Origin of the sequence: Bradymonas sediminis (assembly GCF_003258315.1) — a bacterium.
Classification (GTDB): domain Bacteria; phylum Myxococcota_A; class Bradymonadia; order Bradymonadales; family Bradymonadaceae; genus Bradymonas; species Bradymonas sediminis.
This window is the reverse complement of record NZ_CP030032.1, coordinates 308,537-322,439: the sequence shown is the minus strand read 5'-3', so window position 1 is coordinate 322,439 and position 13,903 is coordinate 308,537. Positions and strand designations below refer to the sequence as shown.

Annotated in this window: 8 protein-coding genes; 1 reads left to right on the top strand and 7 read right to left on the bottom strand. The window is 62.6% G+C overall.

Going from position 1 to position 13,903, the window contains the following annotated elements; genetic code table 11:
• Positions 1 to 1,235 precede the first annotated feature (1,235 nt).
• From DN745_RS01210 to tnpA, 5 genes are all read right to left on the bottom strand, one after another.
• Complete coding sequence (locus DN745_RS01210) at positions 1,236 to 3,113, bottom strand: hypothetical protein (RefSeq protein ID WP_111331390.1); 1,878 nt, start codon at positions 3,111 to 3,113, stop codon at positions 1,236 to 1,238.
• A gap of 56 nt (positions 3,114 to 3,169) precedes the next feature.
• Complete coding sequence (locus DN745_RS01205; RefSeq protein ID WP_111331388.1) at positions 3,170 to 3,940, bottom strand: hypothetical protein; 771 nt, start codon at positions 3,938 to 3,940, stop codon at positions 3,170 to 3,172.
• Between the two features lie 317 nt (positions 3,941 to 4,257).
• Positions 4,258 to 5,757 (bottom strand): right-handed parallel beta-helix repeat-containing protein, encoded by a 1,500-nt coding sequence (locus DN745_RS01200; protein WP_111331386.1) that lies wholly within the window; start codon positions 5,755 to 5,757, stop codon positions 4,258 to 4,260.
• A gap of 642 nt (positions 5,758 to 6,399) precedes the next feature.
• On the bottom strand, positions 6,400 to 7,263 hold the full coding sequence (locus tag DN745_RS01195) for a hypothetical protein (protein ID WP_111331384.1): 864 nt from the start codon (positions 7,261 to 7,263) through the stop codon (positions 6,400 to 6,402).
• An 869-nt stretch (positions 7,264 to 8,132) separates the two neighbouring features.
• Positions 8,133 to 8,537, bottom strand: a complete 405-nt coding sequence (tnpA, locus tag DN745_RS01190) for an IS200/IS605 family transposase (protein WP_111331382.1) — start codon at positions 8,535 to 8,537, stop codon at positions 8,133 to 8,135.
• 659 nt (positions 8,538 to 9,196) lie between these two features.
• Here tnpA and DN745_RS01185 point away from each other — a divergent pair.
• Entirely contained in the window at positions 9,197 to 9,658 is a 462-nt protein-coding gene (locus DN745_RS01185) for a hypothetical protein (protein ID WP_111331381.1), read from the top strand.
• A 397-nt stretch (positions 9,659 to 10,055) separates the two neighbouring features.
• Here the strand turns inward: DN745_RS01185 and radA are convergent, their stop codons facing one another.
• Entirely contained in the window at positions 10,056 to 11,486 is a 1,431-nt protein-coding gene (gene radA / locus DN745_RS01180) for a DNA repair protein RadA (RefSeq protein ID WP_111331379.1), read from the bottom strand.
• A 166-nt stretch (positions 11,487 to 11,652) separates the two neighbouring features.
• Positions 11,653 to 13,797: an OmpA family protein gene (locus tag DN745_RS01175; RefSeq protein WP_162687379.1), complete on the bottom strand. Its 2,145-nt coding sequence runs from the start codon at positions 13,795 to 13,797 to the stop codon at positions 11,653 to 11,655.
• Positions 13,798 to 13,903 lie beyond the last annotated feature (106 nt).

Below are 13,903 nucleotides of genomic sequence, written 5' to 3'. Positions count from 1 at the left end.
AGATATGCCACTTCGCCTCGCGCAGGCGAAAGTCGACGCTGGCCTTCTGTACCCGCCCCAAAAACCCCAGGGCTTCTTCTGCTTTTGCTGCATCGTCTTGAGCACTCGCACAATCAAACGCGCGCCCAAACGAGGCCGCCGCCTTGTCAAAATATCCCAATTGCAGGTGTGTTCGCCCCACCTCCATATGCACATCGACCCGCTCAGGCGCCAACTCTAGCACCATCTCCATCGCCTCAATCGCGCCCCCCAACCGCCCCTGTTCCAAACACGACTCTGCGACCTTCGATGCGATCTCGACGGCTTGTCGGGCATCCCCACGGTCGCGCAGAGCGCTAACCAGGCGCCGACATAGCTCGACATTGCACCACGCGCTGCTCAATTGCTGGCGAATTGAATCGACCTCATCAATACCCGGAGTTTGGGGATCCAACCGATCTGACGCAGGTTTTTGCATACTCAAGCTCGACGCTTAGCTATGGGGGAGACGGGGAAAGGGCATGCAAAGCACGCAAAACTGCGCACTCGACCCCAAATGAGGGGCAATTGATTTCCTGCTCATTTAACGGGAATTACTTACGGCTACGTGAATAAACCCAGAAAGTGAGCGAAGGCTCTGAATGTCAGGTAAGGGAACTCGGGCTCGGCGATGGGCTTCGTTCAAGGCGAGCAGAAGTCTGCACACATCGTCGTCTACTTGTTCTTTAGTTCAACGGTGCCATTGACTTGCTGGGTCAAGGTGTCAACAGAGTCAGGCGCTCATAAACTTCTGCGGCGGAGACTCAGAGCAATCGACGGATAGAATCGGTTTAAGCGAAGGCATATACGTAGAAAAGTCAGGAAAGTGCACGAGCGTTGCGGACCGACTGGGGGACTAAATCCAGCCGCGGAATGGCACGACGTGCGAGGTGAATGTGTGGCGGCATTTGCCGGCGCAGCTAAAGTCTATCTGGGATATCCGACGACAATTGTCAACCAATATTTTTGATGTCGCGAAGATTGATTCACGCCGAAATCGTCGCACACCCGCGCGCACACAGGGCGGGCCCTCGCCTTAAAAAACCCTTAAGAGTCAGACACTTTCGCGCGCCCAAAGAATATCGGGCGTTTTGTCTCGCCCCCACAAGCCTGCCAAAAGCCCACCCATAACAAGCCAAAAAGCCCCGGCCAAGCAGAAGCTTGGTCGGGGCTGTATCGCGACGGTCAGCCCGTCGGCGGCTTCATCTTTTGCCGGCTCAGGGGCTCAGCAGCCCCGACATCTCGCAGGCGTTCTCGGTCAGATAGCCGCCCGAGATATGGCAGGCCTGGCGGGCCAAGGCCTTGGCGCGCTCGGGGGCGTAGGGGGCGAGTTTTTTCTGAAAGTCCTCCTTCGTGATAAATTCGCAGGTGGACTGGTAATCCTCGTTGAATTGCTGGGGGTCGCGCGGGTGGTACAGATACTCGTAGTCCTCGCGATTGGGGTCGTCATTTGGCGACACCTTATTGGGCGTGGTGGTGGTCTTGAGCAAATTCTCGCAGGTCTGGGCGTCCTCGGAGGCAAAGGCAAGCGCGCTCCAGAAGCAGGCCTCGCCGATGCCGCCCAGGCAGGCTTTCTCCAGGGCAAAGCTGGCCTTCTCGATGTCAACGATCGACTTGTGCCCCTCAAGCGCGGCCTCGGCCAGCGACATACAAACCGGCAGGGTGCCCGCATAGCAACTCTCCTGCAGGGCTTTCTCGGCGTCGGCCACCAGGTCGGGCAAGAACACCCGCTCGGAGTCGTCGCTGATTTCATCCTCGCGCGGCAGCCTCGCCTCCATCGTGCGCATCAATGAATGGGTCTGCTGGTGCAGCGCCTGACAGCTGGCGACGTTGCCGAATTTGCAGGCGCTGCTCATCAGGTGAAATGTGCGCTTTCCGTAGTCGACAACCGCATCTGGCGAGTCATCCTGCGCGAGAATCTCGCGGTCGCTCAGCGTATAGATGATACCGGCCATCCAACAGGCGTCGGCCATATCGCGCTCCTCGCAAGCCTGCTCAAGCAGTGGGAGCGTAGTGTACTTGATGGTCCGATAGCGGGCGACGGCCTCTTCGCCGTATGTACTCACGCTGGCGTCGTTATGCGCGAAATAGTCCAGCCCGTCTGGAATACTCTTGGCGAACGCCCGGGCCATGCGATTGCAGCTCTCCAGGTTTTGTTTTTGGCACGCATCGATGCAGCCGTCGACATCGCCGTGCTCGCACAGATTAGGCTGGATCTGGGTCGGCAAGACGCAATATCCCCGGTCATAGACAGTGCCGGCGGGGCAAGTCGGGGGCGTCGTGGCGGCGAGCTCGGCGGCTTCGGGCGAATAGGCGTCGATCTTCCCCTCGATGAGCGGCAAGATGGTCACGCGCATCTTCGCGCCGCAGTCCTGGGGAGGGCCGATATCGTCGGGCGTCGAGCCCGCGCAGGCCGCCGCATCGCCGTCGGCGACGCGCGACTGACGGCTGCTTGACGTCTCGGAGTCGGTGCCCCCGAGCCCCAAAATGCTGCTGGCCGAGACGACCTCCCCCTGCTCGCTGGCCTTAAGCGCGAAGGCGCCCACCTGGGTCTGATAGACAAAGTGCGTGGCCTCCTTGCACGCCGCGCGGTCGAGCTGGTCGTAGGTGACGTCTTTGACGGGCGTGGTCTCGGAGCCGACCATGACATACGCCAGGTCAAGCGAGCGACCCTGGTCGATGTCGCCGCCAAGGCCTGAGCCCAGCAGGGAACTCGAAAAGTTCGCCGACGCAGACAGCGCATCCTCAAATTGGAGAACCCGTGCCTTTTTGGAGTTACTCGCCCGGTACCCGTAGGTCCCCGGGACCGCGCAGCTTCTCAGCAATTGGATTCCATCGCAGCTAAATTTGACCAGCGCGACCCCGTCGCGCATCTCGTCTTCGAGAGAGGCACGGTCGCCGTCATTCCACTCGACCACGAAGCGTTGGGTGCCGTTTGGGGCGCTGAGTTGCTCAGGCGTGCAAGCGGCGTCGCCGAGCTCGCCCGAGAGATTACGCTTGTCGGGGCGGACAGCGTCAATGATGCTTGTACAGCTCGTGCCCGCCAGGGAAACGGCGACCAGGGACACAAGGGTCCAGCGGGTGATAAAATGCATATATTCTCCAAATAAACAGGTCCAGCGGTGGGGATTTTACGCAGATTTTGCGCGTCTTAATTCGTGATCGGCAGAATGCTCACGCGCATCAGCGCGCCGCAGCCCTGGGGTGCGTCCGCGTCGCCGGGCGAAGCGTAGGCGCAGGCCCGGGCGTCGCCGTCAGCGCTGAGCACCTCGCGGCTGCTTGAGGCCGACGCGTCGGCGTCGCCGTACCCGAACACCTCGGCGGCCGTGGCGGCGTGGCCCTTCTCGCCCGACGCCATCTTAAACGCCCCGAGTTGGGTCTGATACACGAAGTGCGTGGCCCCCTGGCAGGCAGCGCGGTCGATGGCCGCCCGGCTGATGTCTTTGACCGACGTCGTCCGCGACCCGACCATCACATACGCCAGGTTAAGCGCCCGGTCCTGGTCGAACACCGCCTGGAAGCTCGCGCCTGCGGTGGGGCTCGAGAAGTTCGCGCCCGCCGAGATCGCGTCGGCGATCTGCATGGTTTGGGTCTTCTGCGAGTTACTCGCGCGGTAGCCGTAGTCCCCGGGCTGCGCGCAGCTCCTGAGCACCTGCATGCCCTCGCAGGTATATTTCACCAGCGCGACGCCCTGGTACATCTCGTCTTCGAGCGATGCGCGGTCGCCGTCATTCCAATCCACGATAAAACGCTGCGCGCCGTTGGGATCGAGCAGGGACTCCGGGGTGCACTCCAAGTCGTTGAGATTTTGCGAAGCGCTTTGCTGCTCGGGACGCACGCCATCGGTGATGGCGGTGCAGCCCGAGATGAGCAGCGTGAGGGCGGCGATAGAGCTGAGCGTGGTGCGGGTGATAGCTTTCATTCAAATATCCAACTTTAATTATTGTAAAACTGCGCAACGTCCGATTAATTATCCAGCCCATCACTATTTTGGGGTGGATGCCGCAGATAACCGGGGACCAAGAGACGACGCCCGCCGCGCCAAGGCGACGCGGCGCTCAAGAATTCACGAATGAACGTAATTGCCCTCGTTTTTTTCAAATATTTTAGCTTGTATAGCCTGAGCTTGACCCAAAGCGCCCGGCGTCCGCCTCGCCAAACTACAACAGATCACACCTGCCAACCAGAGAAAAAATCTGATTAATAAAAAACGATGACGTGCCCGCCCAGCCAGCCCCATCACCACATATGCGGCGGTGAGTTGGTAAACGGCGAGTCGGGGCTAAACGCCAGGTCCACCGGCTCGCCGTTGAGCGTATTGCCCGAGGCTTCGCCGTACATATTGCGAAATTTATAGGGCTCGCCGCCGTCGTATTCGACCGCGTTGTCGTCGAATTTTAGGCAGCTCACGTCGGTCCCCAGGATCTGCCAATCCTTGACGGTATTGCCCGTGACCTGCATGCGGCGCGTGTTGGCCATGTGGATGCCGCCGCCGTGAAAGACGTTGTCCTCGATATAATTGACCGCGGTCGTCTCGCGATCGGAGCCGTAGCCGATGATCGCCCAACGCCCGTTCGAGCTGCCCACGGTCACGGTGATGGTGTTGTTTCGGATGACCTGGTCGGTCTCGGCCCAGTGGACCACGGGCCCGTCGGTCTGGCGCTCCTGCAGGCCGGTCTGGTCCATAATATTGTCGACCAGCCAGACGTTTCGCCCGTCGGTGTTGACGTAATCGCCGCCCTGATTTTGATGAAAATGATTCCCGCGGATCAGGATATCCTGGCTCTTATAGTGAAGGCTCTCGATGTCGACGCCAAACTGCGGGGCGACGCCGCTGATGTGGTGAATCTCGTTCTCCTCGACCACGATATTGGTGCCGCCCACGATCGAGACGCCCTGGCGACGGTGATTAAAAATCTCGTTCTTGCGGATGGTGATATGCTTGGATGAAGAGCCCGCCTCGCCGGCGCCCACGATGAGCACGCCGTCGCCGGTGCCGTGACTCAGGCGAGTATTTTCGACCAGCACGCGCTCGCTCTCGCGCTCGATGCAGATGGTATGCCCCTCGTCGTGCGCCCCGCCGCCGGCGAAGGTATGCGCGTCGCGCTCGCCGCGGATCTGCCCGCCGGTGATGATGACGTCTTGAGCGCCCACGACCGCGACCACGCAATAATTCCAGCGGTCGTTGGGCGCCATCTGGATGACGGCGTCCGGGTCGAGCGCGAAGACCAACCCGCCCGGGAGCACCACGCCGCCGGCATATTGGGCGTTAATCTCCTCGCCGACCAGGTAGGTCCCCGCCCCCAGGCGCACCGTGCCGTGCCCGTTCTGCTTCGCCCAGGCCAGCGCCTCGTTGAGCCCGTCGGTGGTCTCCTGGGCGTGGGTTCCGTCGGCGTGGATCCCCCAGCGCTCCAGCTCAATCTGGTATTCACTCTCCCGATTCGTCACCTGCGGCAACTGGGCCGACGGCTGCGCGCCGCGCGCCGCGCTGGTGCACCCGGCGAGCTCGAACTCCCCGGGCGAATTATTCTCGGTCCCCCCGGCGTCCGCGTCTGCGTCGCCCGTCCCGACATCTCCGGCGTCCCCGACACCACCTGCATCCCCGGCGTCATAACCCGACCCCGCGTCACGCGAAGGGCTGTCGCCGCAGCCCACCGCGAGCGAAGCCGCCAGCAAAAATCCCCCCAAAACACGGGCGTGCAGGGCGAGAGTAGACAAATAAAATTTAAAATTACGCATAGGAATCGACCTGGCTGATGGGATGGATTTCGGTCAAATAAACAAATAAAGGTTGGGGAGAAACCGCCATAAAATAACGCATCTGAGTTGTCCCAAAGGCATATCCGGCAGTCTAAATCAGGTCTGCCGTCTATAGAAGCCCCATGACATCCCCCATCGCCACGCCCGCGACCCAACCCCCCGCGCCACGATATCCACCATCGCCCGGCCCCGGCCCCAACCCCCGCGCGGCCATATCCACCATCGCCGCGCCCCGGCCTCAACCCCCGCGCGGCCATATCCACCATCACCGCGCCCCGCCCTGGACCCCAATTTCCGTCGAACCTGCATCATCTCGACCGCCCCACCATCCCTGACGCCGGCGATAGGCGATATCCTCGGCTGCTAAAATCTCGCGCGCGACCGGATATACCATCCCCTCGGCCGGGGGTCGGGAGGGTCGGTGGGGATGCAATATCGTGTGGGCCGGGGGTGAGGAGGCGCGCGCGGGGATGCAGTATCGTGCAGGCTGGGGGTGGACCCCGGCCGGCGAGGATGGGGTATCGATGCAAATGGCCCTGCACCCCCGGGCGGGACGATGGGGGATCGTCCGGGTTGGGGGTGCAGGGCCGTTTGGGTGGGTCGCGCGGGTTGGGCGGGGGGTTATTCTTCGGCGACGACCTCGAGCTGCGGGCTGGGGGCCTCGGTCTCGGTGTTCTCGTCGGTGTTCTCGTCCGAGTTCTCGCCCGCGCCGAGCTCCTCGCCGGTGGTCGGGTCGATCTTGGGCGGGGTGCGCCGGGCGCGGTAGTGGCGGGCGAGGCGAGTGTTTTGCTCCTCGACCGGCGCCAGGAGCGCGGCGCGGGTCGCCGGCTCGTCGAGATAGTGGGCCCAGACCAGCAGCACGACCTCGAAATACGCCTCGATGGCGGCGTTCTCGGCCGCCTGCACCTGGGCGAACGACACCGTGAAATTATTCAAGGCGCTTAACTGTGCGTTATACTCGGCGTTGAGGGCCTCGAGCCGGTCGAGCAAGAGCCCCAGGTTGAGCTGGCGGACGTGCTGGGCGAAGCTCCCGCGCAGCCGGGCGATGACCTGGTTGACCTTGCTATGCTGCTCCTCAAAGCGCACCGAGGTGATCGGCCAGACGCCGTCGGGGAACACCGCGCCCACCAGCTCGTGGGCCATCTGGAAGGGGCGGGTCACCGGGTCAAAGTCCAGGTACATCTTGGCCGCCTCATAGACCGCGCTGACCGCCCGGTCGACCCGCCCGTCGATCTCCTGAATCCCCTCGCGCCGAAGCGGCTCCATCTTTTTGCGATTATCCCAGTCAAAGCGCAGCGCCCCGGCCTCGGCGAGTTTGGTCTCGGCCGGGGCCAGCCGGTCCATCAGCGCCGCGGGCGGCGCGGGCGTCTGGGCGCGCAGCAGCTTCGCGGTGCGCTCCAGCGCGAACGCCGCCGCGCCCACCCCGGGTTTATAAAACGGTTTTGCCAACAGCTCCTGGGTCTGCATCGTCTCCAATCGACTCATCATCATGCTCCTCAAAAAGAGGTCTGGCGGCCCGCACCGAATACGGGTCCGCGACACATGGCGTTCGAGAAGGCGCCCGGCGCCTCGCTCACCCACACGCGCAAAAACGCCACGATTCTTGCCCGCGATGACTGCTGAATGATGGTTTTTTATACTTGATGGGCGGTGGGGTGGGCAAGGGGGGCGTTGCGCGTTCCGCGGGCTCCCTACGCTTCGCTTCGGTCACCGCGCGGCTACAAGGCCCATGCTACGCATGGTGGGACGGCGTTCGCGCGACGCGCAACACGTCCATAATTCGACGCCTCACCCATGACCCATGCGATGCTTTACGCATACGGCGATTGTTGCGCGTTCCGCGGGCTCCCTACGCTTCGCTTCGGTCACCGCGCGGCTACAAGGCCCATGCTACGCATGGTGGGACGGCGTTCGCGCGACGCGCAACACGTCCATAATTCGACGCCTTACCCACGGACGTAGCGAAGCGTAGTCCGGCCTTGTAGCCGGGGGTGAGTCCCCTCGAAGCCCACAATCTACGGCGAGCAAGGGCAACACGAGACACCCTAAAACACCGCCATGCAAGGAACCCTCGGGGCGCGCGATTTGCCAAGCACGCATGGTGGGACGGCGTTCGCGCAACACGTCCATAATTCGACGCCTTACCCACGGACGTAGCGAAGCGTAGTCCGGCCTTGTAGCCGGGGGTGAGTCCCCTCGAAGCCCACAATCTACGGCGAGCAAGGGCAACACGAGACACCCTAAAACACCGCCATGCAAGGAACCCTCGGGGCGCGCGACATAGCGCGACATGGCGCGACATGGCGCGGCATGCCACGCATGATGCAACGACGTTCGCGCGACCCCCGACGTGTCTAGGAAATGAGCTCCCACGCCTCGCATAGACGCTCGCGCCGATGATGTTCTTTTTGATTTTCTACATACGCAATAATCCCCGCCATATCCATCGGGTTGAGCGAAAAGCAACCAAACCCACGCTGCCACCGAAAGGATTCCAGGTGTTCAAAACGTTGGTGAAGCGCGGCCGAAGACCGGGATTTCAAGTCGCGCACAAAGTCCGCCACACTCAGCGTCGCCGGAATTGCGTTGATAAGATGAATGTGGTCCTCGACGCCGCCAACGCGAATTAGCCGGCCGCCCAGCGTGCGCGTGAGATTGCCGAGCAGCGGATAAAGTACATCTTCCACCTCGGCAGAAATCCACGGCGTGCGCGCTTTTGTGGCGAAGACGATATGGTACCGCAATCGTGTAAAAGACATGACCCTCCTCCATGAGAATATGTACAAATGGTGAGGCCCGACGATAGCGATTTGCCGGAATAATGGCGAGGTGTTGGCGATAAAAATGCTATCAAAATATTGGGATGACTCGTTTGACGCGATCCGCGATCCGCGCTCCGCGATCCGCGGGCTCCCTACGCTTCGCTTCGGTCACCGCGCGGCTACAAGGCCCATGCTACGCATGGTGGGACGGCGTTCGCGCGACGCGCAACACGTCCATAATTCGACGCCTTACTCACGGACGTAGCGAAGCGTAGTCCGGCCTTGTAGCCGGGGGTGAGTCCCCTCGAAGCCCACAATCTACGGCGAGCAAGGGCAACACGAGACACCCTAAAACACCGCCATGCAAGGAACCCTCGGGGCGCGCGATTTGCCAAGCACGCATGGTGGGACGGCGTTCGCGCAAAACGTCCATAATTCGACGCCTTACCCACGGACGTAGCGAAGCGTAGTCCGGCCTTGTAGCCGGGGGTGAGTCCCCTCGAAGCCCACAATCTACGGCGAGCAAGGGCAACACGAGACACCCTAAAACACCGTCATGCAAGGAGCCCTCGGGGCGCGTTCAAACCACCATCCCCCCGCCCCCCCCGGTGGAACCATTCCCCGCGGGCGTTTAGCTTCGGCCCCGGAGGCAAGCGATGGAAATCACAAAGCTTTTTCTAGATCTAGACGGGGTGCTCGCCGATTTCGACCGCGGGGTCGAGGCGCTCACCGGCAAGCGGCCTGACCAGATGTCGACGGGGAGGATGTGGCGAGCGGTGGCCGGGCACGAGGACTTTTTCGGCACGCTTGAGATGATGGTGGACGCCCAACTGCTGTGGGATTTTTGCGCGCCCTACGAGCCGACCATCCTCACCGGGCTGCCGCGCGGCGATTGGGCCGAGGCGCAAAAGCGGCGCTGGGTGGCGCGCATGCTCAGCCGCGACGTCGAGGTCATAACCTGCTGGTCGAAGGACAAACCCAGGTGGTCGGCCCCCGGTCACCTGATCGTCGATGACCGCCGGCGGCTCAAAAAACCGTGGGAAGCCCGGGGCGGCGTCTTTGTGTTCCACCGCGACGCCGAGCAGACCATCGCGCGGCTGAAGAGCCTGGGGCTTTGAGGGGGATGGGGAGTTGAACGCCTTGGGGAAAACTACGAGATGGGGTTCCACGGTATGTATGGAAAAACCGCCTTTCGCCGCGCTGCGGCGAACAAGGGCAGGATGCCCTTGCTCCGGATTTAACGACCTACACCGCCTTTCGCCGCGCTGCGGCGAACAAGGGCAGGATGCCCTTGCTCCGGATTTAACGACCTACACCGCCTTTCGCCGCGCTGCGGCGAACAAGGGCAGGATGCCCTTGCTCCGGATTTAACGACCTACACCGCCTTTCGCCGCGCTGCGGCGAACAAGGGCAGGATGCCCTTGCTCCGGATTTAACGACCTCCACCGCCTTTCGCCGCGCTGCGGCGAACAAGGGCAGGATGCCCTTGCTCCGGATAAGATTGCGCCCTCCCCCTCAGCTCAACACATCCGCCCCAAACACCTCCCGAATCAGGTCGGCGAGCGTGCGGGCGAACTCCAACTTAAACCCGTCGAACGGCGCGCTCTCGGGCGTGGTGACCTCCTCGATCGCAGGGACGTTTCCGCGCGGCAGCATCCCGCGCTCAAAGCCGAGCTTCTTCGCCTCGATCAGACGCCCGGCGGCCTGGGGCACCGCGCGCACTTCGCCGGTGAGGCCGACCTCGCCGAAGACGACGAGGTTTCCGGGGACGGGGCGGTCGAGATAGCTCGACAGGAGCGCGACGGCGATGCCGAGGTCGGCGGCGGGCTCATTAACGCGGGCGCCGCCGGCGACGTTTACGAACACGTCCTGGCCGGCGATTTTGAGGCCGGTGCGCTTCTCGATGATGTTTAAGAGCAGCATGACGCGGGTCTGGTCGACGCCGATGCTGGTGATGCGCGGCGGGCCATAGTTATTGGGGCTGACCAGTGCCTGGATCTCGACGAGCAAGGGGCGCGTGCCCTCGACGATCGGGACGACGGCGCTGCCGGAGGCGTTGTCGGGGCGCTCGGCCAGGAACATCGCCGAGGGGTTATGCACCTCTTTGAGCCCGGTGCTGCGCATCTCGAAGACGCCGATCTCGTTGGTGGAGCCGTAGCGGTTTTTGACCGCGCGCAGCACCCTATAATTCATGCCGGGTTGGCCCTCGAAATACAGGACGGTGTCGACCATATGCTCCAGGACCTTGGGGCCGGCGATGGCGCCGTCTTTGGTGACGTGGCCGATGAGCACGGTCGGGATATTGAGCCCCTTGGCCGATTGGGTCAGCGCGCTGGTGACCGCGCGAAGCTGGGCGACGCTGCCCGGCGAGGAGGTGAGCTGGTCGGTGGCGATGGTCTGGATGGAGTCGATGACCATCATATCGGGCTTCTTATCGCGCAGGCGTTGCTCGACGCGCTCAAGGCTCGTCTCGCCGACCACCCACACATTATCGGCCTCGATGCGCAGGCGCTGGGCGCGCATCTTGAGCTGCGACAGGCTCTCCTCGCCGGAGACATACAGCACGTCGAGGCCACGCCCGGCAAAATCGCCGGCGACCTGCAGGGCGAGCGTCGATTTGCCGATGCCCGGGTCGCCGCCCAGGAGCACGACGCTGCCGGGCACGAACCCGCCGCCCAGCACCCGGTCAAACTCCGAGATGCCGCTGTTGATGCGGTTATGCTCCACCAGCTCGACGTCGGCCATGCGCACCGGCTCCATGCCGCCCTCGGCGCCGTAGCCGGCGCGCAGGCTTGGCCCGGATTTGAGCGACGACGCCGGCTTCTCACCGCCGCGCGTCTCCTCGACCAGGGAGTTCCACTCGTCACACCCCGAGCACTTCCCCGACCACTTCGCATGCTCGTATCCACAGCTCTGACAGACATATACCGCGCGCGCTTTCGCCATCTTCTATCCTCGTGTTGCCTTGAATCGGGGTCGTGATCTCTAAAGCTATTTAACGCCCCCTTCATACGCTAATTCCAAAAAAAATGCGCCCGGAAAGTCGCGGGCCTCTCGGGCCGGACGACTCTGCGGGCGCATGGATGCGCGGGGTGCTCAACGCGGGCTCAAATCACTGGGTGATCTTGAACTCGACGCGTCGGTTCAGCGAGCGGGTGCGCTCCGAGGAGTTCGGCACCAGCGGCTGGGTCTCGCCGAAGCCCTCGGCGCTCAGGCGCTCGGCGCTCACGCCCTGCTTGACCAGATAGTCGAGCACGCTCTGCGCGCGCTCCTTGGACAGCTTCAGGTTCATGGCGTCGTCGCCCACGTCGTCGGTATGCCCCTCAATCGCGACCTTCTTGATGGTCGGGTTGGTCAGCATCACCGAGGCGACCTGGTCGAGCACGTCGAAGGAGCGCTCAAGGATCGTCGCCTTTCCGGTGGCGAAGAAGACCTTTTGCTTGATGCGAATCTGGTCGCCAGACACCTCGACCAGCTCCTCTTTGGGCGCGGGCTTTAGGGTGATATTGACCTGCAGGGTCTTGTCGGCGGCGACCTGAACGTCGCGCCCACCGGCCATATAATCCTCGGCGCTGGCGCCCACGGTGTAGCTGCCGGCGGGGAGCTCCTGGTTGAACTGGCCGTTGGAGTCGGTCGTAACCTCGAGGTTCTTGGCGCCGCTCAATTTCACGCGAGCGTTCGCCACGGGCTTGCCGTCCTGGTCGACGATGCGTCCGCTGATCTTGCCGCTTTTGTTCACGGACTGCAGCTTAATCTTAAGCGACACCTCGCCGTTTCCATCGATCATCTGACGGGCTTCGGCCGGCGCGTAATCCGGGTGGCTCACGCTCATTACGATCTCTTTGCCCGGCGCGAAGCCGTACGAAAGGAAGGTGCCCGAGGCGTTGGTGGCCTGCGCGGTGTGCTCGCCGGGTTTGCGGTAGCGAATCACCGCGTTCTCTACCGGCTTGCCGGTATCGGCGTCGGTGACCGTGCCGAGGATAAAGCCGTCCTGGGGCGCGGTGCGAACGACACGCTCCTTCTCGACGACCGTCTCGATATACTCAATCTTCGGCTCCGGATCGATGCGCCAGCTCGCCCCGAGGACGACCTGCCAGGGCAGCGTCACCGGGATGCCGTCGGCGTCGGTGCTGCTCAGCCCGATGTCGACGCCCGCGGTCAGCCCAAGGTTCTGGACCGGCTCGGCGCGCAGACCAAGGCTCAGGGTGTCGGGATAGGCCGCGAAGCCCTTCTCCGTCACGCACCCGAGCGCGGCGCCGGGGGCGCAAATATTGTCGTCCGGGTTCACCGGGATATCCAAATTCCAGGCGACAAACGGCGCCACATATTGGGTCGCGTACTCAAGGCCCAGCCCGATCTGCAGATAGTCATAGCCGCTGATTTGATGGGCAAAGCGCTCGATTCGGGTCGGCTGCGCCCCCTCGGCCAACAGGTTGGCGGAGTTGTCGAAGAGATAACCGAAGTTGAAATGCCCGAGCAGACCGATGCTCTGACCGCCCTGAGTCTTGGGCAGGAATTCGCCGAAATCCGCCGTCATCATCATGCGCGGGCGAACGCTCATCGCGCTGGGCTGATAACCCGCCGACTCGAACCCGGTGGGCAAGAAACCCGTCAGGTCACCCGCCAAATAGATGCCCGGCGCCGGCTGATAATGACCGCGGATCCCCAGGTGCATATCGCCCTGGGCGAGCATCGACTGCGGGCGCCCAAAAGTGTTGACGTTATTGCTGGTCTCCAGGCCGAGGTTCATCGACAGGTATTCTAAGAACTGCGCCTGCAGCACAAAACGCGCGCCCAAATACTCGTTCTCGTCATTTTGACGAATGACGTCCGAGCCCTTGCTGAACATGCCCAACAGGCCAATGCGGTAGGTATTCGCCTTGTCGGGCGCCGCAGAAGCCATCTTATGGAAGCCCAGCGCGCCCTCGGTGTTGATGCCGGGGTTCAAGCGCGCGGACTCCGCGCCCTCGTCGAGCGCGGGCACGGCGTCGGCGTCGGCGTCGGCGTCGGCGTCAGCCGCGACTTCGTTCGAGGCGTCAAAATCCGAAGCCATCTCGACCTCGGAAGCCGCCGGTGCCTCCGGTTCGATCTGCTCGTCTGCCAACGGCGCTTCGTCGAGGGCGTCCGCCCCCGGAAGCCCCTGAGCCATTGCGCTTGCCGGCGCGACCAGCGATGCCAGGAGTCCCGCCAAAATCAGCGATTTTAGACGCGTGTTTTTGCGACTACGCTCCGATTGATTCAAATCAATATTCTCCATTTCCAACACTCCCTTCAGCATCTATTCAGCCCGCAAATCGCAGTCTCAGGCTGATAATTTTAGTCAAGTCATTTGGCGTGACAGCACTACCATTGCTAGTCCTACA

Excerpts from the sequence above, each read along its gene's own strand:
- DN745_RS01210 (WP_111331390.1), bottom strand. The coding sequence starts at position 3,113 with ATGCATTTTATCACCCGCTGGACCCTTGTGTCCCTGGTCGCCGTTTCC.
- DN745_RS01205 (WP_111331388.1), bottom strand. The coding sequence starts at position 3,940 with ATGAAAGCTATCACCCGCACCACGCTCAGCTCTATCGCCGCCCTCACG.
- DN745_RS01200 (WP_111331386.1), bottom strand. The coding sequence starts at position 5,757 with ATGCGTAATTTTAAATTTTATTTGTCTACTCTCGCCCTGCACGCCCGT.
- DN745_RS01195 (WP_111331384.1), bottom strand. The coding sequence starts at position 7,263 with ATGAGTCGATTGGAGACGATGCAGACCCAGGAGCTGTTGGCAAAACCG.
- tnpA (WP_111331382.1), bottom strand. The coding sequence starts at position 8,537 with ATGTCTTTTACACGATTGCGGTACCATATCGTCTTCGCCACAAAAGCG.
- DN745_RS01185 (WP_111331381.1), top strand. The coding sequence starts at position 9,197 with ATGGAAATCACAAAGCTTTTTCTAGATCTAGACGGGGTGCTCGCCGAT.
- radA (WP_111331379.1), bottom strand. The coding sequence starts at position 11,486 with ATGGCGAAAGCGCGCGCGGTATATGTCTGTCAGAGCTGTGGATACGAG.
- DN745_RS01175 (WP_162687379.1), bottom strand. The coding sequence starts at position 13,797 with ATGGAGAATATTGATTTGAATCAATCGGAGCGTAGTCGCAAAAACACG.